20 protein-coding genes are annotated in these 22,105 nt (G+C 73.6%); 19 read left to right on the forward strand and 1 reads right to left on the reverse strand.

The features are described 5' to 3' along the window. Nucleotides 1–10 precede the first annotated feature (10 nt). From CFLA_RS09250 to nusB, 12 genes are all read left to right on the forward strand, one after another. Nucleotides 11–1,597, forward strand: a complete 1,587-nt coding sequence (locus CFLA_RS09250; RefSeq protein WP_013117059.1) for a hypothetical protein — start codon at nt 11–13, stop codon at nt 1,595–1,597. Further along, a complete protein-coding gene (locus CFLA_RS09255) occupies nt 1,594–2,421 on the forward strand; it encodes a prepilin peptidase (RefSeq protein ID WP_013117060.1) in 828 nt (275 codons plus the stop codon). The genes CFLA_RS09250 and CFLA_RS09255 overlap by 4 nt, the downstream gene beginning before the upstream one ends. A gap of 106 nt (nt 2,422–2,527) precedes the next feature. After that, the gene (gene pilM / locus CFLA_RS09260) at nt 2,528–3,592 is read left to right on the forward strand and encodes a type IV pilus assembly protein PilM (RefSeq protein ID WP_013117061.1); all 1,065 of its coding nucleotides are present in this window, start codon (nt 2,528–2,530) and stop codon (nt 3,590–3,592) included. Beyond that, a complete protein-coding gene (locus CFLA_RS09265) occupies nt 3,589–4,296 on the forward strand; it encodes a PilN domain-containing protein (RefSeq protein ID WP_013117062.1) in 708 nt (235 codons plus the stop codon). Before pilM ends, CFLA_RS09265 begins: the two co-directional genes overlap by 4 nt. 1 nt (nt 4,297) lies before the next feature. Continuing rightward, the gene (locus tag CFLA_RS09270; protein WP_013117063.1) at nt 4,298–5,107 is read left to right on the forward strand and encodes a hypothetical protein; all 810 of its coding nucleotides are present in this window, start codon (nt 4,298–4,300) and stop codon (nt 5,105–5,107) included. 88 nt (nt 5,108–5,195) lie between these two features. Beyond that, nucleotides 5,196–6,413, forward strand: coding sequence for a chorismate synthase (gene aroC, locus CFLA_RS09275; protein ID WP_013117064.1), 1,218 nt, complete (start codon nt 5,196–5,198; stop codon nt 6,411–6,413). Between the two features lie 55 nt (nt 6,414–6,468). Further along, complete coding sequence (locus tag CFLA_RS09280) at nt 6,469–7,032, forward strand: shikimate kinase (protein WP_013117065.1); 564 nt, start codon at nt 6,469–6,471, stop codon at nt 7,030–7,032. Continuing rightward, entirely contained in the window at nt 7,029–8,150 is a 1,122-nt protein-coding gene (aroB, locus tag CFLA_RS09285; protein ID WP_013117066.1) for a 3-dehydroquinate synthase, read from the forward strand. Before CFLA_RS09280 ends, aroB begins: the two co-directional genes overlap by 4 nt. Before the next feature lie 111 nt (nt 8,151–8,261). Next, the gene (locus CFLA_RS09290; protein ID WP_013117067.1) at nt 8,262–8,855 is read left to right on the forward strand and encodes a hypothetical protein; all 594 of its coding nucleotides are present in this window, start codon (nt 8,262–8,264) and stop codon (nt 8,853–8,855) included. A gap of 15 nt (nt 8,856–8,870) precedes the next feature. Next, on the forward strand, nt 8,871–9,305 hold the full coding sequence (locus CFLA_RS09295) for a hypothetical protein (RefSeq protein WP_013117068.1): 435 nt from the start codon (nt 8,871–8,873) through the stop codon (nt 9,303–9,305). Nucleotides 9,306–9,568: 263 nt separating this feature from the next. After that, nucleotides 9,569–10,132, forward strand: coding sequence for an elongation factor P (efp, locus tag CFLA_RS09305; RefSeq protein WP_013117069.1), 564 nt, complete (start codon nt 9,569–9,571; stop codon nt 10,130–10,132). Between the two features lies 1 nt (nt 10,133). Then, nucleotides 10,134–10,550 carry a transcription antitermination factor NusB gene (gene nusB / locus CFLA_RS09310; RefSeq protein ID WP_013117070.1) on the forward strand — a complete coding sequence of 139 codons (417 nt, stop codon included), beginning with the start codon at nt 10,134–10,136 and terminating at the stop codon, nt 10,548–10,550. 60 nt (nt 10,551–10,610) lie between these two features. Here nusB and CFLA_RS09315 read toward each other — a convergent pair whose 3' ends face one another. Further along, nucleotides 10,611–13,022 (reverse strand): putative bifunctional diguanylate cyclase/phosphodiesterase, encoded by a 2,412-nt coding sequence (locus CFLA_RS09315; RefSeq protein ID WP_148234326.1) that lies wholly within the window; start codon nt 13,020–13,022, stop codon nt 10,611–10,613. Nucleotides 13,023–13,181: 159 nt separating this feature from the next. Here CFLA_RS09315 and pyrR point away from each other — a divergent pair, with 159 nt between their 5' ends. The 7 genes from pyrR to pyrF are packed head-to-tail and all read left to right on the forward strand — an operon-like array spanning nt 13,182 to nt 22,094. Further along, nucleotides 13,182–13,787 carry a bifunctional pyr operon transcriptional regulator/uracil phosphoribosyltransferase PyrR gene (pyrR, locus tag CFLA_RS09320; protein WP_013117072.1) on the forward strand — a complete coding sequence of 202 codons (606 nt, stop codon included), beginning with the start codon at nt 13,182–13,184 and terminating at the stop codon, nt 13,785–13,787. After that, complete coding sequence (locus CFLA_RS09325) at nt 13,784–14,839, forward strand: aspartate carbamoyltransferase catalytic subunit (protein WP_013117073.1); 1,056 nt, start codon at nt 13,784–13,786, stop codon at nt 14,837–14,839. Before pyrR ends, CFLA_RS09325 begins: the two co-directional genes overlap by 4 nt. Continuing rightward, nucleotides 14,836–16,149 (forward strand): dihydroorotase, encoded by a 1,314-nt coding sequence (locus CFLA_RS09330; RefSeq protein ID WP_013117074.1) that lies wholly within the window; start codon nt 14,836–14,838, stop codon nt 16,147–16,149. The genes CFLA_RS09325 and CFLA_RS09330 overlap by 4 nt, the downstream gene beginning before the upstream one ends. Next, nucleotides 16,149–16,700, forward strand: coding sequence for a PH-like domain-containing protein (locus CFLA_RS09335; protein ID WP_013117075.1), 552 nt, complete (start codon nt 16,149–16,151; stop codon nt 16,698–16,700). Before CFLA_RS09330 ends, CFLA_RS09335 begins: the two co-directional genes overlap by 1 nt. Further along, nucleotides 16,697–17,914 (forward strand): glutamine-hydrolyzing carbamoyl-phosphate synthase small subunit, encoded by a 1,218-nt coding sequence (carA, locus tag CFLA_RS09340; RefSeq protein WP_013117076.1) that lies wholly within the window; start codon nt 16,697–16,699, stop codon nt 17,912–17,914. Before CFLA_RS09335 ends, carA begins: the two co-directional genes overlap by 4 nt. After that, the gene (gene carB / locus CFLA_RS09345; RefSeq protein WP_013117077.1) at nt 17,914–21,249 is read left to right on the forward strand and encodes a carbamoyl-phosphate synthase large subunit; all 3,336 of its coding nucleotides are present in this window, start codon (nt 17,914–17,916) and stop codon (nt 21,247–21,249) included. The genes carA and carB overlap by 1 nt, the downstream gene beginning before the upstream one ends. Further along, complete coding sequence (gene pyrF / locus CFLA_RS09350) at nt 21,246–22,094, forward strand: orotidine-5'-phosphate decarboxylase (protein WP_013117078.1); 849 nt, start codon at nt 21,246–21,248, stop codon at nt 22,092–22,094. Before carB ends, pyrF begins: the two co-directional genes overlap by 4 nt. Nucleotides 22,095–22,105 lie beyond the last annotated feature (11 nt).

The following is a 22,105-nucleotide window of genomic DNA, read 5'->3' on the forward strand; positions in this document are numbered from 1 at the left end:
AGGGATGACCATGGAGGCGATCCGTTCGCTCCTGCAGCGTGGGCGTGACGACCGTGGTGTGGCGCTCGTCGCCGCCATGGGTGTGGTCATGCTCGTGGGTGTGCTCGTCGCGGTCGCGATCTCGATCGCGTTGTCGGAGTCGCAGCAGACGGGCCGCGACCGGCAGCGGTCGTCGGGCGTGTCGCTCGCGGAGTCGAACGTCGACCTCACGCTCGCGCGCATCCAGTCCGCGCCCCCCGCCCAGCTCGGCAGCTCGCTGTGCGGGCCGAGCACCTCCACGGGCACGGTCGGTGGGGACGCGTACGAGGTCCAGACCACGATCACCTACTACAACGCGGCCGGCGGCGTGATCCCGTGCGGCTCGGTGGCGACGGCGACCGTCTCGCAGGCCAAGGTGGTCACGCGCACGACGTCCGGGGCGGTCGCCGGCACGTCCGCGGCCCGCCGGCAGGTGGAGACGCTCCTGCGGCTGACGCCGGAGTTCGACAACAGCCTCGACAAGGCGATCTTCGCGGACTCCTCGCTCATCATGTCCAACAAGACCGTCCTGGGCTCCAGCTCCGGCGCACCCGACGCCGACATCTACACCAACGGCGACTTCTACTGCCGGAACAACCAGGAGTTCGCCGGCTCGATCACCGCCCAGGGTGGCATCTACCTCGAGGGCCGCTGCCAGGTGGCGGTCGACGTGATCGCGAAGGGCGAGGTGAAGATCACCCAGTCGCAGGTCTCGGTCGGCGGGCAGGTGCAGTCGGCGACGAGCACGGTCGCGCTGGACAAGGCCTCCGTCGGTCAGCAGGCGCGTGCCGCCGGCACCGTCACGGGGGACACCTGCGCCACACCGGGCAAGTGCGTGGGCAACCTCGGCGCCGGCGGTCTGACCCCGCCCAGCCCCATCGCGTTCCCGCAGCTGGTGTGGGACGCCGCGGCACAGGCCGGGTGGGCGGCGCACGGCTACACCAACGTCGTCACCTTCCCGCAGGGCAACTTCACGTGCGGCTGGTACAACCCGCCCGGCAACCAGGAGCTCGTCGGCCCCGACGGCCACGCGAAGAACCTCAACGGCAAGGCGAACGGCGTGGGCGCGTGGCTCTACGCCAACATGTACAAGCTGCCCGGGCCGACCGTCGTCGTCTCCGACTGCCCCAGCGACAAGATCATCCTCCAGGGCATCGGCATCACGCTGAACCACGACCTGATCCTGGTCTCGCGCGGCGGGATCACCTTCAGCGGCAACTCGCCGATCACCTCGGTGGCGGGCACCGGGACGGCCGACGACCCGAACCTCCTGTACTTCATCCAGCCCAAGTCGTACTACGGCACGCCGAAGACCTGCTCGGCGTGGGAGGAGGGCATCTCGCTCGACAACCAGGTGTCGGTCGACGCGACGGTCAACACCCTGCTCTACTCGCCGTGCGCCATCCGCAAGGCGAACCAGGCCACCCTCGTGGGGCAGGTGTACTCCGGTTCGACCCTGAGCGTCGACAACCAGCTCGACATGAAGTTCAAGCCCCTGCCGATCTGGGGAGGGCTGACCGCGACGGCGGGCGTGACGTCGTACTCTTCGGAGGTGCTCTACAAGCGCGAGTCGCAGTGACCGCTCCCGACGCCCTGCTCAGCGGTGCGACCGACCACCTGGCGGTGGTCCTCGCGCTGGTCGCCGGGGTCCTGGGTCTCGTCGTCGGGTCGTTCCTCAACGTGGTCGTGTGGCGCGTCCCGCGTGGCGAGTCGGTGGTCAGTCCGCCGAGCGCGTGCCCCCGCTGCGGCCACCGCGTCCGCGCCCGCGACAACGTGCCGGTGCTGTCCTGGCTCGCCCTGCGGGGACGGTGCCGCGACTGCGGTGAGCCGATCTCCCGGCGCTACCCGCTCGTCGAGCTCGTCACGGGGGTGCTGTTCGCGGTCACCGCGGGCGTCGTCGGCTGGTCGTGGTCGCTGCCGGCCGTCCTGTACCTGGTCGCGATCTCCGTGGCGCTCACGCTGATCGACCTCGACGTCAAGCGCCTGCCGGACAGGATCGTGCTGCCCGCCTACGTCGTCGCGCCGGTGCTGCTCGCGCTCGCGTCCTGGAACCCGGGCGGGCCGAGCGACTGGGGTGCGCTCGGCCGCGCGGCGGTGGGCTGCGTCGTGCTGTACGTCGTCTACTTCGTCCTCGTGCTGGTGTACCCCGCCGGCATGGGGTTCGGTGACGTGAAGCTCGCCGGTGTCCTGGGCCTGTACCTGGGCTGGGTGGGGTGGGGTGCGCTGGTCGTCGGCTGGTTCGCAGCCTTCCTGCTCGGTGGCGCGTTCGGGCTCGTGCTGATCGTGCTGCGACGGGTCGGTCCCAAGTCCGGCATCGCGTTCGGGCCGTGGATGATCCTCGGCGCGTTCGTCGGCCTCGCGGTGGGCGAGTCCCTCTGGTCGTCGTACCTCGGTCTGCTGTAGCCGGCGCCTTCGTCAGCGCGGTCCCGATCCGGTCCCGCGCTCAAGTCGGGCGTGGTGTCCGCCGATAGCAGTACGGAACGTCATCACGTCCGGAGGAAGGACACCTGTGGCCAGCACACGCGTCATCGGGCTCGACATCGGCGCGTCCGGCGTCCGGGCCGTCGAGCTGGAGTTCGGCAGTGGTGGACCGACCGGCAGGACGCCACCGGTCCTGCACCGGTTCGGCCAGGTACCGCTGCCGCCCGGTGTGGTGCGCGACGGCGAGGTCGTGCAGCCCGAGACGGTCGCCACGGCGCTGCGTCAGCTGTGGAGCCACGCGAAGTTCGAGTCGAAGGACGTCGTCATCGGTGTCGGCAACCAGCGCGTGCTGGTCCGTGAGCTCGACCTGCCGTGGATGCCGCTGCCGCAGCTCAAGCAGTCGCTGCCGTTCCAGGTGGCCGAGATGCTGCCCATGTCGGCGGACGAGGCGCTGCTCGACTACTTCCCGACGGCGGAGTTCGACGGGCCCCAGGGGCGCACCGCGCGCGGGATGCTCGTCGCGGCGCAGCGCACGACGGTCAACGCGAACGTGCTCGCGGTCGAGGCGGCGGGCCTGCGGCCGGTGATGGTCGACCTCAACGCGTTCGCGCTGCTGCGCGCGCTCGCACGCGGCGAGCTGTCGACGGTCAACGCGGCCTTCGTCGACATCGGGGCGACGATCACGAACGTGACGATCTCCGAACAGGGTGTCCCGCGTCTGGTGCGGTCGCTGCCGTCCGGTGGTCAGAACGTGACCAACGCCGTGGCCAGCGCCCTGGGCGTCCCCGCGGGGGACGCCGAGCGGATCAAGCGCGAGACGGGCGTGGGCACGACCGGCGGTCCGCAGGGCGCCGAGGCGGCGGAGGCCGTCGCGTCGGTGGTGCGCACCCTCGTCGAGTCGATCCGTAACACCTTCGTGTACTACGCCAGCAACAACCCGGGGTCGTCGGTGGCGCTGGTGGTGCTGACGGGCGGCGGCGCCGACCTGCCGGGCCTGGGGCAGTACCTGTCGTCCGCGAGCCGTGTGCCCGTGACCATGGGGGACCCCATCGCCGCGCTGCGTCCCGGCAAGTCGACACCGCGGGACGCCCTCCACGGGCAGCAGTCCGCCCTCGCCCTCGCCGTCGGTCTCGCGTCTGGAGTCGCCGCATGAGCACGCTGCTGGAGCGACCCAAGGGTCGCGGACGGGCCGGGTCCGGGACGGTGATCCCCGGCACCCTCCCGCAGGTCAACCTCCTGCCGCCGGAGGTCCGCGCCGCGCGCAACCTCCGGACCACCAAGCGGTGGCTGCTGGTGAGCCTCGGGCTGACGGTGGTGGCGTGCGCCGTCGCCTTCGGGCTGTCGCTGCTGGCGAGCGCGACCGCCGCGACGGAGCTCGCCGAGGCCCAGGACGAGACGGCGCGGCTGCAGGCCGAGCAGCTCCAGTACGCCGAGGTGCCGCTCGTGCTCGGGATGCTGCAGCAGACCGAGGCCGCCCGCGAGCTCGGCATGTCGACGGAGATCCCGTGGAAGGCGTACGTCGACGCCTTCGGGAGCGTCCTGCCCCCCGGGGTGAGCGTGGAGTCGCTGACGGTGACGCAGGCGACGCCGATGGCGGTCGGTCCGGCCGCGCCGGACGTGCTGCGCGAGGCGGGCATCGGCCAGATCAGGTTCGAGGGCCGTGCGGTGACACTGCCCGACGTGGCCGCCTGGATCGAGGCGCTCGACTCCGTGCCCGGCTTCACCGACGCGTCGGTCGAGGCGGTGCAGGGCAGCGAGGAGGTGGACTCCGGGGTGTTCTACCAGATCACGACGACCGTTCAGGTGACGCAGGAGGCCTACGCCGACCGCTTCGCCCCGACCGACGGGGAGGGCTGAGATGTCCGAGTCCAAGAACCGCACCTGGATCCTGGGGACGGTGCTCGTCGCGCTCGTGATGGGTGCCCTGACCTGGTTCTTCGGGGTCTCCCCGACGCTGGCGGCGGCCTCCGACCTGCGCGACCAGACGGACGACGCACGCGCGCAGAACGACGTGCTCGAGCTCCAGCTCGTCCAGCTGCGGGCGGACTTCGAGAAGCTGCCGGAGCACCGCGCGACCCTCGAGTCCCTGCGCACGCAGATCCCGACGTCCCCGGCGCTGGCCCCGTACCTGCGTGAGCTCGAGGCGATCGCGACGGGCAAGGGGGTCGCGCTCACGACGTTCACGCCGTCGCCCGCGGCCGAGGTGGTGCTGGCACAACCGGTCGTTCCGGCCGCACCGGCCGCACCGGTGGACGCGACGGCCGACGCGACCGAGCCGGCGGCGCAGGGTGACGCCACAGCGGCTCCGGCCGCACCGGCCGCACCGGCGGGGCCGACGGTGCCGGCGGGCATGGCCGCTGTCCCGGTGTCCCTGACGGTCGTCGGGACGTACGACGCCGCCACGGGGTTCGTGTCGGACCTCCAGTCGCTCACGCAGCGCCTGTTCCTCGTCTCGGGACTCAGCGTCACCGGTCAGGACGAGGCCGAGCCGTCGGCGGGGCGCCCCGCGACCCAGGTCGGGGACGTCGAGATCGTCGTCACCGGCTACCTCTACGTGCTGCCCGAGCCGGCCGGGGTCGTCGTCCCCGCGGACCCTGCCGAGCCGCCGGCCGCGCTGCCGGGTGCCGTCCCGGGCAAGAACCCGTTCGTGCCCGTCCAGGGCGTCTGACGCACCGCTGACGAGACCACCGGCCCGGTGCCGCCCACGTGGCGGACCCGGGCCGGTGGCCTGCGCGGCCCGTGAAAGGATCGCCCCCATGCTGCGTTGGTTGACGTCCGGTGAGTCCCACGGTCCCGCGCTCGTCGGCATCCTCGACGGCCTGCCGGCCGGTGTGCAGGTGCAGACGTCCGACGTGCAGGACGCGCTCGCGCGCCGCCGGCTCGGGTACGGGCGCGGCGCGCGCATGAAGTTCGAGAAGGACGAGGTGCGGCTGCTCGCCGGCGTGCGCCACGGTCTGACGCAGGGTGGGCCCGTCGCGATCGAGGTGGCCAACAGCGAGTGGCCCAAGTGGGTCGACGTGATGTCGGCGGACCCGGTGGACCCGCAGGCCCTCACGGTCGACGCCGGCACGGGCGACCAGCGGGAGATCGCGCGGAACCGGCCGCTGACGCGGCCCCGTCCGGGCCACGCGGACCTCGTCGGCATGCGCAAGTACGGGTTCGAGGACGCCCGTCCCGTGCTCGAGCGCGCGTCGGCGCGCGAGACGGCCACGCGCGTCGCGCTGGGCACCGTCGCCGCGGCGTTCCTCGAGCAGGCCGCCGGCGTGCGGCTGGTCTCGCACGTCGTCGCGATCGGCCCCGTCGCGGTCCCCGCGGACGCCCCCGCCCCCACCCCGGACGACGTCGCCGCGCTCGACGCCGACCCCGTGCGGTGCTTCCACGCCGAGACGAGTGCGGCGATGGTCGCCGAGATCGACCAGTGCCACAAGGACGGCGACACGCTCGGCGGCGTCGTCGAGGTGCTCGTGCACGGTCTGCCCTCGGGCGTGGGGACGTACGTGCAGGCCGACGGGCGGCTCGACGCGCGGCTCGCGGCAGCGCTCATGGGGATCCAGGCCATCAAGGGCGTCGAGGTCGGCGACGGCTTCCGCACCGCGACGCGCCGCGGGTCGCAGGCCCACGACGAGATCGAGCGCGACGCGTCCGGACGCATCGTGCGCCGCACCAACCGCGCCGGCGGCATCGAGGGCGGCATGTCCAACGGCGAGGTCGTGCGCGTGCGCGCGGCCATGAAGCCGATCTCGACGGTGCCGCGCGCGCTGGCCACGGTCGACACCGCGACGGGCGAGCCGGTCACGGCTCACCACCAGCGGTCCGACGTGTGCGCGGTGCCGCCCGCGGCCGTCGTCGCGGAGGCCATGGTCGCGCTCGTCGTCGCGCAGGCCCTCCTGGAGAAGACCGGCGGCGACAGCGTGGCCGAGGTGCGGCGCAACCTCGAGGCGTACCTCGCGGCGGTCCCGGAGCTGCAGCGCTGACGCCGGCGTGGACGCCGGCGGACCGGCCCCGACGAGCACGACTAGGCTGCAGGCCGTGCCACCCGCCGCTGCCGCCCCCGGTCCCCGCGTCGTCCTCGTCGGGCCTCCCGGCGCCGGCAAGTCCACGGTCGGCGCCGCGCTCGCCGAGCGCTGGCAGCTCGCGGTGCGCGACACCGACACCGACGTCGAGACCGTCGCCGGCAAGACCGTCGCCGACGTCTTCGTCGAGGACGGCGAGCCCCGCTTCCGTGAGCTCGAGCGCGACGCGGTGACGACCGCGCTCGTCGAGCACGACGGTGTGCTCGCGCTCGGCGGGGGAGCCGTGCTGCACCCCGACACCCGCGCCGCGCTGCACCGCTACCGCGACGCCGGCGGCATCGTCGTCTTCCTCGACGTCAGCCTGGCGCACGCCGCGCCGCGCGTCGGGCTCAACCAGTCGCGCCCGCTGCTCGTCGGCAGCCCGCGTGCGCAGTGGCAGGCACTCATGGACGCCCGGCGTCCGGTCTACGAGGAGGTCGCGACGGTGAGGGTGTCGACGGACGGGCTGCGCCCCGGCGAGGTCGCCGAGGTCATCGAGCACGAGCTGGGCGTCCAGCGCGTCACGGAGCCGGGCGCATGAGCGACGCGTCCGTCGTCCGGGTCGCCGGCGAGCAGCCGTACGACGTCGTCATCGGGCGCCACCTCCTCGGGCACCTGACCGGCATGCTCGGCGAGGGCGTGCGCCGCGTGCTCGTCGTACATCCGGCGGCGCTCGCGACGTCCGCCGAGACCGTCCGCGCGGACCTCGTGGCCGCCGGCTACGAGGTGTACCTCGCGCAGGTCCCCGACGCCGAGGAGCAGAAGACCGCGCAGGTCGCCGCCTTCTGCTGGGGTGTGCTCGGCCAGGCCGACTTCACGCGCTCCGACGCCGTCGTCGGCCTCGGCGGGGGAGCGACCACCGACCTCGCCGGGTTCGTGGCCGCCACCTGGCTGCGCGGCGTGCGCGTCGTGCAGGTCCCCACCACCGTGCTGGCGATGGTCGACGCGGCGGTCGGCGGCAAGACCGGCATCAACACCGCCGAGGGCAAGAACCTCGTCGGGGCGTTCCACCCGCCGGCCGGCGTGCTGTGCGACCTCGCGGCCGTCGAGTCGATGGTGCCGAACGACTTCGTCGCCGGGCTCGCCGAGATCGTCAAGTGCGGGTTCATCGACGACCCCCGCATCCTCGAGCTCGTCGAGGAGCACACCGCCCTGCTGCTGGACCCCGTCGCCGCCGCGTCGTCGCCCGTGCTCGCGGAGCTCGTCGAGCGGGCCGTGCGCACCAAGGCGCGCGTCGTGGGGGAGGACCTGCGCGAGGCCGGCCTGCGCGAGATCCTCAACTACGGCCACACGTTCGGCCACGCGGTCGAGCACGTCGAGCGGTACCGCTGGCGCCACGGCGCCGCCGTGTCGGTCGGCATGGTGTTCGTCGCCGAGCTCGCGCGCCTCGCCGGGCGCCTGGACGACGCGGTCGTCGAACGCCACCGCAGCGTGCTCACCTCGCTGGGCCTGCCGACGACGTACCGGGCAGACCGGTGGGAGCAGCTGCTCACCGCCATGCGCCGCGACAAGAAGACCCGGGGCGACCTCCTGCGCTTCGTGGTCCTCGAGGACCTCGCGAGGCCGGCGCGTCTGGAAGGCCCCGACCCCACCCTCCTCGCCGCCGCCTACGCCGAGATCTCCGCGACCCCGCAGCGGACGAGCGGCATCCTGCTCTGACCCACGACCGGGAGGTTCCCGGGAGTCGTCTGCCCGAGCACGTCGCTCTGGTGAGGCTCTCCACAGTGGTGTGAACTTGTGGGACTCGGAACAAGTTGGGAGGGTTGTGACGTGTTCGTCCTCACGATCGACCAGCGCGGCAGCCGACGCAGCACCGACCGCGTCCCCGAGCTGCTCGCCGCGCTCGCGGACGTGCCGACCGTCCGGGGCTTCGAGCGGACCGTCGGCGACGAGGTCCAGGGCGTGATCGAGGACCCCGACGTCGTCGTCGACACCGCGCTGCGCGTCCTGCGCGACGGCGGATGGAGCGTGGGCGTCGGGGCGGGGCCCGTCGACGAGCCGCTGCCCGCGTCGCCGCGCGAGGGCTCGGGTGCCGCGTTCGTGCTCGCGCGCGAGGCCGTCGAGGCCGCGAAGAGCCGCCAGCGCCCCGTGCCCCTCGCCGTCCGCGGGGCGCGGCCCGAGGACGCGGCCGACGCGGACGCCGTCCTCGTGCTCCTCGCGTCGACGGCGGCGCGCCGCACCGACGCCGGCTGGGAGGCCGTCGACGCGGCCCGTGCGGACGACGACGGCGGCCAGGAGGTCGTGGCACGCGCGCTCGGCGTGTCGCAGCAGGCCGTGAGCCAGCGGCTGCGGACGGCGATGTGGGCCGAGGAGGTCGCGGCACGTCGCGTCGCGGCGCGTCTGTTGACGCGCGCGGCCGACTGACGCCAGGGTCGCCACGTGCACCCTGCCCTCGTGGCCGGCATCTGGGCCGGCGCACTGCTCCTGTCGTCCGTCGGGGGCTGGCTCGTCACCCGACTCGTGCTGCAGCTCGCGTCCCGCTCGCGGGACGCCGGCCGTCGCCCACCGCGACTGCACGGTCCTGTGCTGCTCGAGCCCCTGCGGGTCAGCGACGGGCCCGTCGGCGAGGGCGCCCAGATCGTCCTGCGCGGCGGAACGTGGATCGGCGTGCTCGAGCGCCTGGCGGTGACGGGCAGCCTGCTCGCCGGGGTGCCCGAGGGGGCCGCCCTGGTCGTCGCCGTCAAGGGCCTGGGGCGCTACCCCGAGCTGCGCGAGAACCCCGGGGCGTCCGAGCGGTTCGTCATCGGCACGCTCGCGTCCCTCGTGTGGTCCGCGGCCGTCGGGCTGGTCGCGGTCCGGCTCGTCGCCGGCTGAGCGCGTCGTCGGCTCGGCTCGTCGGCCGGGGGAGCACGCCACCCGGGCGTCGGTGTGCAGGCGTCGAACGGCTCGGGCGCTAGGATGGTCGACGGCCTGCAGCCGGTTGCGCACCCGTGTGCGGCGGACCGGCGGGCAGCAGCGAGCCGTCCGTGGCACCCAGCGTGCTGCGCGGTTCCGTGACCGGCAGTCGTCCCACGGGGCGCCTGTGCTCCTCGACGCGCCGCACGGCGCGCCCCACACCGACCGGGAGAACGACGCTCGTGGCGACCACCAACGACCTGAAGAACGGCACCGTGCTGAAGATCGACGGCCAGCTCTGGACCGTCGTGGAGTTCCAGCACGTCAAGCCCGGCAAGGGTGGCGCGTTCGTCCGCACCAAGCTCAAGAACGTGCTCTCCGGCAAGGTCGTCGACAAGACGTTCAACGCCGGCCTGAAGGTCGAGACGGCCAACGTCGACAAGCGCGACATGCAGTACCTGTACAAGGACGGCGACGACTTCGTGTTCATGGACACGGACACGTACGACCAGATCAACGTCCCGGCCGCGACGGTCGGCGACGCCGCGAACTTCATGCTCGAGTCGCAGACCGCGCTCGTCGCGACCAACGAGGGCGTGCCGCTCTACGTCGAGCTGCCGCCCTCGGTGGTCCTCGAGGTCACGTACACCGAGCCGGGCCTGCAGGGCGACCGCTCGTCGGCCGGCACCAAGCCCGCCACGCTCGAGACGGGCTACGAGATCCAGGTCCCGCTGTTCCTCGAGGCCAACACCAAGGTCAAGGTCGACACCCGCGACGGGTCGTACCTCGGCCGCGTGAACGACTGACGTGGGCGCCCGGACCAAGGCGCGCAAGCGCGCGCTCGACGTGCTGTTCGAGGCCGAGCAGCGGGGTCTCGACGTCGCCGAGCTCCTCGCGAAGCGTGTCGTGGAGCCGGGCACCGAGGCGTCGCTGCCGCAGTACGCGGTGGAGCTCGTCGAGGGCGTCCTGGAGCACGCGGAGCGGATCGACGAGCTCCTCGCGACCCACTCGCACGGCTGGACGGTGGCCCGCATGCCGGCCGTGGACCGTGCGCTGCTGCGTCTCGGGGCGTGGGAGATCCTCTGGAACGACGACGTGCCCGACGCGGTCGCAGTCGACGAGGCGGTGTCGCTCGCACGCGAGCTGTCGACCGACGAGTCGCCGGCCTTCGTCAACGGTCTGCTCGGCCGCCTCGTCGTGCTGAAGCCGACGCTGCTGGCCTGACGGTCCGGGACACCGCCGTCCCGACGGCGGCGCCGGCACCCACCCGACGCCCGGGCATCCTCACAGGTGCTCGGGCGTCGCGTCGTCCACGGACGTGGGCACGACGCGCAACGGGCGGGGGACCAGCCGGGGGCGACGCTCCGGCAGGCGCGTGGGGACGCGTCGCGGGTCGACGCTCGCGACGAACGCACCCGGGGACGCGGTGGATGCCGCGGGCGCGGCAGGGGCGCCACCGGCCACGCGGGGCTGCGGCCGTGCGCCGCGCACGGGCAGGCCCGGGGCAGGCCGCCCGACGAAGTTGCCCTGGGCCTGCTGGACGCCGAGCTCGACGAGGATCTCGAGATCGCCCGCCGACTCGACGCCCTCGGCGACGACGTCGAGCCCGTGGTGCTCGGCGAGGGCGACGATCGCGCGCACCGGGCCGGCGCCGCGCGGCGTGCGGACCTCGCGGACGAAGGACCGGTCGATCTTCAGGACGTCGACGGGCAGCCGCGCCAGGCGGGCGAGCGAGCTGAAGCCGGTACCGAAGTCGTCGAGCGCGATCCGCGCGCCGCGCGCGCGCAGCTCGGACAGCACGGGCACCGCCGCGGCGGTGCGCAGCATGGTGCTCTCGGTGATCTCGATCGTCAGGTGCTCCCACGGCCCGCCGGACCAGGCGGCGTCGATCCGCTCGAGCACGTCCTGCTCGTGCAGCTCGCGCGCCGACAGGTTGACCGCGACGGGCATGTGGTGCCGGTCGAGCGCGCGGCGGGCCTGCCGGATCATCGACCGGCCGATCGGCACGATGAGTCCGCTCTGCTCGGCGAGGGTCAGCCACAGCTCCGGAAGGATCAGCGTGTCGTCCTCGTGCCAGCGGGCGAGCGCCTCCAGGCCCACGACCTCGAGCGTGCGGGTGTCGACGATCGGCTGGAAGTACGCCGTGATGCGGTCCTCCTCGACCGCGCGCTCGAGTGCGGCCCGCAGCCGACGCGCGTCCTCGGCCTGCGCCCGCAGGGCCGGGTCGAACACCCGGTGCCCGGACTTGGTGCGCTTCGCCTCGAGCATCGCGGCGTCCGCGTGCCGCAGCAGCGCGTCGGGGTCGACGATGTCGGTGGGGTTCCAGGTCGCGACCCCGCACGTCAGCCGAGGGCCGGCGACGGTGCCGACGCGCGTGCCGAAGCCGCTGCGGATCCGGCGCGCGACGTCGTCCAGCTCCTCGTCGGTGCCGGCGCGGCTCACCACGACCGCGAACTCGTCGCCGGCGAGCCGCGCGACGTACGTGTCGTCGTCCACCCAGGTGCGCAGGAAGCCTGCGGTGCGCCGCAGCAGGTCGTCCCCGGCGGCGTGGCCCTCGCGGTCGTTGACGTCCTTGAAGCCGTCGATGTCGCAGTACACGACCGCCACCCGCGTGCGCTCGACCGCACCACGCTCGAGCACCTCGAGCAGGTGCGTGTCGACCGCGCGCCGGTTGGGCAGACCGGTGAGGGTGTCGGTCACGGCGGCGCGGGAGAGCCGGTCCGTCAGGGCGTAGCGCTCGGCGGCGGTCGAGACCACGAGTCCGAGGTCGATGAGGAACGTGCGCTCGTGCGGTGCGAGCACGTCCGGGTCGGCCGGGAACAGGTCGGCGACGTAGCGGTCACGCTGCAGCGGGCGCAACGAGCCCTCGATGGTGGGGTCGCCCAGGACCTCGCGCGCCGCGTCCCGCGCCTGCACGAGCAGGGCGTCGGCGTCGCGGTGGAACCACGCGCTGTTGGTGACCGCGGACAGCGCGTCGCGCATGAGCTCCCGGCGTCGCGCCGTGACCTGGGCGCGCCGCAGCCGCACGGAGGCGAGCCACTCGAGCCCGATCGCGAGCGGCAGGGGCCACAGGCTCGCGAGCAGCGCCGCGACGGGCTGCTCGCCCAGCAGGATGCCGGCGGTGAGCATCGCGAGGGACAGGCCGGCTGCCACCACGAGAAGGACACCCAGCAGGTTGAGCCGCACCCGCCCGAGCGCGGCCACCACGTACCCGACGACGATGCCGAGCACCACGAAGAGCAGGGCGACCGCCAGCGGTCGCCCTGTGGGGACGCCCGCGGCGTCGACGGGACCGAACGTGAGGAACCACAGCGCTGTGCGCGAGACCAGGACGACGGCCGCGGCGGCCACCCAGGGTCGCAGCGGCGGCCCCCCGCCACCGAAGGCCCGCGTGGCCGGCAGGCACAGGAGCACGACGACCCCCACGAGCTGGCCGTGCAGGAACGCCAGCGCCTCGCGCACCTCGCCGGGTGGTGTCAGGCCGTGCAGACCCGCGGCGAGCACGAGCGTCGCCATCGCGACGGACAGCGCGAGCGCCCACGTCGACCCGTCCGACCGGAGCGCGCCGCGCCACCAGACCCACTGGAGCACGCAGAAGCCACCGACCAGACCAGCAGTGAGGAACTGCAGGACGGTGGTCCACACCGGGACGTCGCCGAGCATGACCGATACATCGGCGTCCACGAGGTCGGACATGAACGGCATCCGGGTGATCCCTCACCCACCCGTCCGGTCGCCGGGCGTGCCGCGCGTCACGTCGCGACGCACCGTCACGGGTGCGTCGACGCCGGTAGGGTGTGTCGCGAGCAACCTCCCTTTAAGCCCGTCCTGTGAGGCGGGGAAGGAGACGCACGCATGAGCAGTGGCACAGCCACGCCCGGGGCCAGGACCCCGGGGCCGGACCCCGTGCAGGGGCCGGCAGGGACCACCGTCCTCGGCGCCGACGACGTCGGACGCGCGCTGACGCGCATCGCGCACGAGGTGGTCGAGCGCAACAAGGGCGTCGGCGACGTCGTCCTGCTGGGCATCCCCACGCGCGGGCTGCCGCTGGCCCGCCGCCTCGCGCAGCGCCTCGAGCAGGTCGAGGGCATCCCGGCGGAGAGCCTCGTCGGCAGCCTCGACGTGACGATGCACCGTGACGACCTCGCCCACCAGCCCACGCGCACGATCGGCGAGACGTTCGTGCCGGGGGACGGCGTGGACGGCAAGGTCGTCGTCCTCGTCGACGACGTCCTGTACTCGGGCCGGACGATCCGCGCCGCGCTGGACGCGATCAGCGACCTGGGGCGCCCGCGCGCCGTGCAGCTCGCGGTCCTCGTCGACCGCGGCCACCGCGAGCTGCCGATCCGCGCCGACTACGTCGGCAAGAACCTGCCGACGGCCACCGCGGAGCGCGTCCGCGTGCTGCTCGCGGAGACCGACGGCGAGGACCGCGTCGTCATCGAGGGGGGACACCGATGAGGCACCTGCTGTCCGCCGCCGACCTCGACCTGGACGAGGCGGTCCGCGTGCTCGACACGGCCGGTCAGATGGCCGCGACCCAGGCGCGCGAGATCAAGAAGCTCCCGACCCTGCGCGGCCGCACGGTGGTCAACCTCTTCTTCGAGGACTCCACGCGCACCCGCATCTCGTTCGAGACGGCGGCCAAGCGGCTGTCCGCGGACGTGATCAACTTCTCCGCGAAGGGCTCGAGCGTGTCCAAGGGCGAGTCGCTCAAGGACACCGCGCTGACCCTGCAGGCCATGGGCGCGGACGCCGTCGTCATCCGGCACCAGGCGTCGGGTGCCCCGCACACCCTGGCGCACTCGGGCTGGACGCACGGCGCGGTGGTCAACGCCGGTGACGGCATGCACCAGCACCCGACGCAGGCGCTGCTCGACGCCTACACGCTGCGGCGCCATCTCGTCGGCGACGGCGGACGCACCGACGTGACGGGCCGTGACCTGTCCGGTGCCCACGTCGCCATCGTCGGGGACGTGCTCCACAGCCGCGTCGCCAGGTCCAACGTGCAGCTGCTGCGCACGCTCGGCGCCCGCGTCACCCTGGTCGCGCCGCCCACCCTGGTGCCGGTCGGTGCGCACGCGTGGCCGGCGGAGGTCGCCTACGACCTGGACGAGGTGCTCGCGACGGGGCCCGACGCGGTGATGATGCTGCGCGTCCAGCGCGAACGGATGTCGAGCACCGGCGGTGGCTTCTTCCCGAGCCCGCTGGAGTACACGCGCGGCTACGGCCTGGACGCGCGGCGTCTGGCGGTGCTTCCGGACCACGCCGTGGTGCTGCACCCCGGGCCGATGAACCGCGGGCTGGAGATCTCCGCGGACGCCGCGGACTCCCCGCGCGCGGTGATCGTCGAGCAGGTCGCCAACGGTGTCGCGGTCCGGATGGCGGTGCTGTACCTGCTGCTCGCGGGCGGGGACGCGCCGCGGGCGCGCGAGGGCGAACGCGCGGGTGCGGCGCCCGCGGAGCAGGAGCGCACGGACGTGCGCACGGACGAGACGAGGGTGCACGCGTGACGACGTATCTGCTGACCGGGGCCCGGCTGCTGGGCGGCGACCCGACGGACGTGCTCGTGGCGGACGGCGTGGTCGCCGCCCTCGGGGCGGACGCGCGGCGTGCCGGGGCGCACGTGGTCGACGCGGCCGGCCTGGTCCTGCTGCCCGGCCTCGTCGACCTGCACACCCACCTGCGCGAGCCCGGGCGCGAGGATGCCGAGACGGTGGAGTCCGGCACGCGGGCGGCGGCGCTCGGCGGCTTCACGGCCGTGCACGCGATGGCGAACACGACGCCGACGCAGGACACCGCGGGCGTCGTCGAGCAGGTCTGGCGCCTGGGGCGTGACGCCGGCTGGTGCGACGTGCACCCGGTGGGGGCCGTCACGGTGGGCCTGGCGGGGGAGCGGCTCGCCGAGCTGTCGGCCATGGCGCGCTCCGCGGCCGGTGTGCGGGTGTTCTCGGACGACGGGAAGTGCGTGCACGACCCGGTCGTGATGCGCCGCGCGCTGGAGTACGTCAAGGCGTTCGACGGCGTCGTCGCCCAGCACGCGCAGGAGCCGCGTCTCACCGAGGGCGCGCAGATGCACGAGGGTGTCGTGTCCGCCGAGCTGGGCCTCACGGGCTGGCCGGCGGTCGCCGAGGAGGCGATCGTCGCGCGCGACGTGCTGCTGGCCGAGCACGTGGGCTCGCGCCTGCACGTCCTGCACCTGTCGACCGCGGGCTCGGTGGAGATCGTGCGGTGGGCCAAGGCGCGAGGGATCGACGTGACCGCCGAGGTCACGCCGCACCACCTCATGCTCACGGACGAGCTCGTGCGCGGCTACGACCCGCGGTTCAAGGTCAACCCGCCGCTGCGCACGGCCGCGGACGTCGAGGCCGTGCGCCAGGGCCTGGCCGACGGCACGATCGACACCGTCGGCACGGACCACGCACCGCACCCGCGCGAGGACAAGGACTGCGAGTGGGCCGCGGCAGCGTTCGGCATGACGGGCCTGGAGACGGCGCTGTCCGTCGTGCAGGCCACGATGGTCGACACGGGCCTGCTCACCTGGGCGGACGTGGCCCGCGTCATGTCCACGGCACCCGCCCGCATCGGCCGCGTCGCCGGGCAGGGTCGGCCCGTCGCGGTCGGCGAGCCCGCCAACCTCACGCTCGTGGACCCGGCAGCGCGGCGTGTGGTCGTGCCCGAGGAGCAGGCCACGGCCAGCGTCAACTCGCCCTTCGCGGGGCGCGAGCTGCCGGGCCGGGTCGTGGCGACGTTCCTGCGGGGTCGCGCGACCGTCCTCGACGGCGCGCTCGTCGACCCCGCGGCGGCCGGGGCGCACCGCTGATGCCGCTCTGGCTCTCCGTCGCCCTGCTCGCCGGCGTGGCAGTGCTGGCCCTGTGGGGCATGTGGCGCGGCTGGCAGGCCCGCGGGCGGCGGACCGCCGACCTCGTCCCCACGCTCCCGGCGGTGCCCGTGGCACCCGGTGCGCCGCGGACCGACGAGGTCGAGGCCGTGTACGTCTCCTCGACGCGCGCCGGCGACTGGCTCGAGCGGGTCGTCGCCCACGAGCTCGGTGTGCGCAGCCCTGCACACGTCCGGGTGCACGCGGACGGCGTGCTCGTCTCCCGCACGGGCGCCCGTGACGTGTGGGTCCCCGCCGACGCGCTGCGCGACGTCGGCACGACGAGCGGGCAGGCGGGCAAGTTCGTCGGCCGCGACGAGCTCGTCGTCCTCACGTGGGTCCCCGACGCGTCGTCGGGGACCGCCATCGACACCGCGCTGCACGTGCGCCACGACGAGGAGCGCCCCGCGCTGCTCGCCGCCGCGCGCACGCTCCTCGCAGCGCCCTACGACACCGACACGGCGCCGTCCGCGGCGCAGGAGGAGCAGGCATGAGCGACGCGATCCTCGTCCTCGAGGACGGCCGCACGTTCAGCGGCCGGGCCTACGGGGCCACCGGGCGGACGGTCGGCGAGATCGTCTTCAACACGGGCATGACGGGCTACCAGGAGACCCTGACCGACCCGTCCTACCACCGGCAGATCGTCGTGATGACGGCGCCGCACATCGGCAACACCGGCGTGAACGACGACGACCCGGAGTCGACCCGCATCTGGGTCGCCGGCTACGTCGTGCGCGACCCTGCGCGCCGCTCGTCGAGCTGGCGCGCGCGCCGCACCCTCGACGAGGACCTCGTCGCGCAGGGTGTCGTCGGGATCAGCGGCATCGACACGCGTGCCCTCACGCGGCACCTGCGCGAGCGCGGCGTGATGCGCGCCGGCATCTTCTCGGGCGCGGCCCTCGCGCGCCCCGAGGGGGAGCGACGGCCCGTGGACGAGCTGGTCGACGAGGTGCTGGCCGCGCCGCCGATGGTGGGAGCGGACCTCGCCGGCGAGGTGAGCGTCGACACCGCGTACGTCGTGCCCGCCCTCGGTGCCGACGGTGCGCCGCTCGACGAGCCCGTCGCCCGCGTCGCCGCTGTCGACCTCGGCATCAAGTCCATGACGCCCCAGCGGATGGCCGAGCGCGGCATCGAGGTGCACGTGCTGCCCGCGACGGCCGCGATCGACGACGTCCTCGCGGTGCAGCCCGACGGCGTGTTCTTCTCCAACGGACCCGGCGACCCGTCAGCGGCCCGCCACGAGATCGACGTGCTGCGGGGCGTGCTCGACCGCCGGATCCCGTTCTTCGGCATCTGCTACGGCAACCAGCTGTTCGGCCGTGCGCTGGGCTTCGGCACGTACAAGCTGCGCTACGGCCACCGCGGTGTGAACCAGCCGGTCATGGACCGCACGACCGGCAAGGTCGAGATCACGGCGCACAACCACGGGTTCGCGGTCGACGCGCCGCTCGACGCCGAGACCGTCGCGCCGTTCGACGGCGGCCGCTACGGGCGCGTGCGGGTGTCGCACGTCGACCTCAACGACGACGTCGTCGAGGGCCTCGAGGCGCTCGACCTGCCGGCGTTCTCCGTGCAGTACCACCCGGAGGCCGCAGCCGGCCCGCACGACGCCGCCTACCTCTTCGACCGCTTCCTCGACCTCATGACCACGCACCGCGGCACCGGCGGCACGCCGGACGCCGCGACCACCGGGAAGGGCGCCGCCTGATGCCTCGCCGCGACGACCTGAAGTCCGTCCTCGTCATCGGCTCCGGCCCGATCGTCATCGGGCAGGCCTGCGAGTTCGACTACTCCGGCACGCAGGCGTGCCGCGTGCTGAAGGAGGAGGGCCTGCGGGTCGTCCTCGTGAACTCGAACCCCGCCACGATCATGACCGACCCGGAGTTCGCCGACGCGACCTACGTCGAGCCGATCACGACCGAGGTCCTCACGTCGATCATCGCCAAGGAGCGGCCCGACGCGCTGCTGCCGACGCTCGGCGGCCAGACCGCCCTCAACGCGGCGATCGCGCTCGACGAGGCCGGTGTCCTGGAGAAGTACGGCGTCGAGCTCATCGGCGCGAACATCGCTGCCATCCAGAAGGGCGAGGACCGCCAGGCGTTCAAGGACGTCGTCGAGGTCGCGGGTGGCGAGTCCGCCCGCTCCGCGATCATCCACACGGTCGACGAGGCGCTCGTCGCCGCCGAGGACCTCGGGTACCCGATGGTCGTGCGGCCGTCGTTCACCATGGGCGGCCTCGGCTCGGGCCTCGCGTACGACGAGGACGACCTGCGCCGGATCGTCGGGCAGGGCCTGCACTACTCGCCGACCACCGAGGTGCTCCTCGAGGAGTCGATCCTCGGCTGGAAGGAGTACGAGCTCGAGCTCATGCGCGACAAGCACGACAACGTCGTGGTCGTGTGCTCGATCGAGAACGTCGACCCCGTCGGTGTGCACACCGGCGACTCGGTCACGGTGGCGCCGGCGCTCACGCTCACGGACCGCGAGTACCAGCGGCTGCGCGACATCAGCATCGCGGTCATCCGTGAGGTCGGGGTGGACACCGGTGGCTGCAACATCCAGTTCGCGGTGCACCCCGACACCGGCCGGGTCATCGTCATCGAGATGAACCCGCGCGTGTCGCGCTCGTCGGCGCTCGCGTCGAAGGCGACCGGCTTCCCGATCGCGAAGATCGCCGCCAAGCTCGCCATCGGCTACACGCTCGACGAGATCCCCAACGACATCACGCGCTCGACGCCCGCGTCGTTCGAGCCGACCCTCGACTACGTCGTGGTCAAGGTCCCGCGGTTCGCGTTCGAGAAGTTCCCTGCGGCCGACGACACGCTGACGACGACCATGAAGTCGGTCGGCGAGGCGATGGCGCTGGGCCGCAACTTCACCGAGGCGCTCGGCAAGGCGATGCGCTCGATCGACAAGAAGGGCTCGACGTTCCACTGGGACGGCGAGCCGGCCACGGGGGAGGAGCTCGAGCGGCTCGTCGCGTCGATCTCGCGTCCCACGGAGCACCGGCTCGTCGACGTGCAGCAGGTGCTGCGCGCGGGGGTCCCCGTCGACGACGTGTACGCCCGTACCGGCATCGACCCGTGGTTCCTCGACCAGGTCCAGCTCGTCAACGAGGTCGCGAGGGCCACGGCCGAGGCGCCGGCGCTCACGGCGGACGTCCTCGAGCAGGCCAAGCGGCACGGGTTGTCGGACGTGCAGGTCGCCGCCCTGCGGCAGACCAGCGAGGACGCCGTCCGGCGCACGCGCTGGGCGCTGGGCGTCCGACCGGTGTACAAGACCGTCGACACGTGCGCGGCCGAGTTCGCGGCCCGAACGCCGTACCACTACTCGTCGTACGACGAGGAGAGCGAGGTCCAGCCGCGCCCGCGGCCGGCCATCCTCATCCTGGGCTCCGGGCCCAACCGGATCGGCCAGGGCATCGAGTTCGACTACTCGTGCGTGCACGCCGCGCTGGCGCTCAAGGGCGAGTACGAGACCGTCATGGTCAACTGCAACCCCGAGACGGTGTCGACCGACTACGACACGGCCGACCGCCTGTACTTCGAACCGCTGACGTTCGAGGACGTCCTCGAGGTGTACGAGGCGGAGAAGGCCGCCGGCCCCGTGGCCGGCCTCATCGTGACGCTCGGCGGCCAGACGCCGCTGTCGCTCGCGCAGCGGCTGTCGGACGCGGGCCTGCCGATCCTCGGAACGCCGCCGGCGGCCATCGACGCCGCGGAGGACCGTGGCGAGTTCGGTGCCGTGCTGGCGGCCGCCGGTCTCCCGGCGCCGGCGTTCGGCACGGCGACGACCCTGGAGGGGGCGCGCGAGACGGCCCGTCGCATCGGGTTCCCGGTGCTGGTCCGTCCGTCGTACGTGCTGGGCGGGCGCGGGATGGAGATCGTGTACGACGAGCACCAGCTCACCGAGTACGTCGAGCGCGCGATCCACGAGCAGCTGGGTGGGGACCGCGGGGGCAGCCTGCCCCCGCTGCTCATCGACCGCTTCCTCGACGACGCGATCGAGATCGACGTCGACGCGCTGTACGACGGCACCGAGCTGTTCCTCGGTGGCGTCATGGAGCACATCGAGGAGGCCGGCGTGCACTCGGGCGACTCCGCGTGCGTGCTGCCCCCGGTGACGCTGTCGGTCGCCGAGCTCGCGCGCATCCGGGAGTCGACCGAGGCGATCGCGCGCGGCGTGGGCGTGCGCGGGCTGCTCAACATCCAGTTCGCCCTGGTGTCGGACGTGCTGTACGTGCTCGAGGCGAACCCGCGCGCGTCCCGCACGGCGCCGTTCGTCTCCAAGGCCACGGGCGTGTCGCTCGCCAAGGCCGCGGCGCTCGTGATGGCCGGCCGGACGATCGCCGAGCTGCGGGCGTCGGGCCTGCTGCCCGCCCAGGACGCGAGCGTGCTCGACCTCGACGCGCCGCTCGCGGTCAAGGAGGCCGTGCTGCCCTTCAAGCGGTTCCGCACGGCGGACGGCACGGTCGTCGACACGGTCCTGGGCCCGGAGATGCGCTCGACGGGTGAGGTCATGGGCTTCGACGTCGACTTCCCGACGGCGTTCGCGAAGTCGCAGGCGGCGGCCTTCGGTGGGCTGCCGACGAGCGGGCGGGTGTTCATCTCGGTCGCGGACCGCGACAAGCGGTCGATCGTGCTCCCGGTGAAGCGCCTGGTGGAGCTCGGGTTCGAGATCCTCGCCACCGAGGGCACGGCCGCCGTGCTCCGGCGCAGCGGCATCGTGTCGCGGATCGTGCGCAAGCACTCGGCGGGGCGCGGACCGGACGGCGAGCCGACGGTCGTCGACCTCATCTCCGCCGGGGAGGTGGACATGGTCGTCAACACGCCCTCGGGGCAGGGCTCGCGTGCCGACGGGTACGAGATCCGCGCCGCCACGACGGCGGCGGACAAGGCGATCGTCACGACGGTGCAGCAGCTCGGCGCCGCGGTGCAGGCCATCGAGGCGCGCCAGGCGGGTCCGTTCAGCGTCACGAGCCTGCAGGAGCACGACGCCGCGGCGGCGTCGCGACGTGCGGCCCTCGCGGAGGTGGGTGCGTGACCCGCGCACCCTTCGGGGCACGCCTCGCCGCAGCCATGGACGACCACGGTCCGCTGTGCGTCGGCATCGACCCGCACGCCTCCCTCCTGGAGGCGTGGGGGCTGACGGACGACGCGGCGGGGGTGCGTTCGTTCGCGCTGCGCGTCATGGAGGCCGTCGGTGGCCGGGTCGCGGCGGTCAAGCCGCAGGCCGCGTTCTTCGAACGTCACGGGGCGGCAGGTGTCGCGGCGCTCGAGGAGGTCGTGGCCGCCGGCCGGGAGTCCGGCACGCTGGTCGTGGTGGACGCCAAGCGCGGCGACATCGGGTCGACGATGGGGGCGTACGCCGACGCGTTCCTGCGCGACGGCTCGCCGCTCGCCGGCGACGCGCTCACGGTGTCCCCGTACCTCGGCTTCGGCTCGCTCGACCCGGCGGTCGAGCTCGCCCGCGAGACGGGACGCGGGCTGTTCGTGCTCTGCCTCACGTCGAACGCCGAGGGCCACGAGGTGCAGCACGCGCGGACCGCGGACGGCGTGAGCGTCGCCGCGGCGGTCGCGGCCCGCGCGGCGGAGCTGAATGCGGGTGCGGACGAGCTCGGCTCGGTCGGACTGGTCGTCGGCGCGACCATCGGTGACGCGGCCGTACGCGCCGGTGTGGAGCTGGCGGCCGTCCGCGGGCCGCTCCTCGCTCCGGGTGTCGGTGCCCAGGGGGCGGGGGCTGCCGAGCTGGCCGAGGTCTTCGGTGGTGCCCGTCGCCAGGTGCTGGCGTCCTCGAGCAGGGGCGTGCTGCGGACGGGGCCGGACGTCGCGGCGCTGCGCGCAGCGGCGCTGCGTGCGAGCGGGGAGGCGTCGGCCGTCCTGCGCTGAGCGTGCCCCGG

The organism is Cellulomonas flavigena DSM 20109 (assembly GCF_000092865.1).
Lineage (GTDB): Bacteria > Actinomycetota > Actinomycetes > Actinomycetales > Cellulomonadaceae > Cellulomonas > Cellulomonas flavigena.

Excerpts from the sequence above, each read along its gene's own strand:
- CFLA_RS09250 (WP_013117059.1), top strand. The coding sequence starts at position 11 with ATGGAGGCGATCCGTTCGCTCCTGCAGCGTGGGCGTGACGACCGTGGT.
- CFLA_RS09265 (WP_013117062.1), top strand. The coding sequence starts at position 3,589 with ATGAGCACGCTGCTGGAGCGACCCAAGGGTCGCGGACGGGCCGGGTCC.
- CFLA_RS09270 (WP_013117063.1), top strand. The coding sequence starts at position 4,298 with ATGTCCGAGTCCAAGAACCGCACCTGGATCCTGGGGACGGTGCTCGTC.
- aroC (WP_013117064.1), top strand. The coding sequence starts at position 5,196 with ATGCTGCGTTGGTTGACGTCCGGTGAGTCCCACGGTCCCGCGCTCGTC.
- aroB (WP_013117066.1), top strand. The coding sequence starts at position 7,029 with ATGAGCGACGCGTCCGTCGTCCGGGTCGCCGGCGAGCAGCCGTACGAC.
- CFLA_RS09315 (WP_148234326.1), bottom strand. The coding sequence starts at position 13,022 with ATGTCCGACCTCGTGGACGCCGATGTATCGGTCATGCTCGGCGACGTC.
- pyrR (WP_013117072.1), top strand. The coding sequence starts at position 13,182 with ATGAGCAGTGGCACAGCCACGCCCGGGGCCAGGACCCCGGGGCCGGAC.
- CFLA_RS09325 (WP_013117073.1), top strand. The coding sequence starts at position 13,784 with ATGAGGCACCTGCTGTCCGCCGCCGACCTCGACCTGGACGAGGCGGTC.
- CFLA_RS09335 (WP_013117075.1), top strand. The coding sequence starts at position 16,149 with ATGCCGCTCTGGCTCTCCGTCGCCCTGCTCGCCGGCGTGGCAGTGCTG.
- carA (WP_013117076.1), top strand. The coding sequence starts at position 16,697 with ATGAGCGACGCGATCCTCGTCCTCGAGGACGGCCGCACGTTCAGCGGC.
- carB (WP_013117077.1), top strand. The coding sequence starts at position 17,914 with ATGCCTCGCCGCGACGACCTGAAGTCCGTCCTCGTCATCGGCTCCGGC.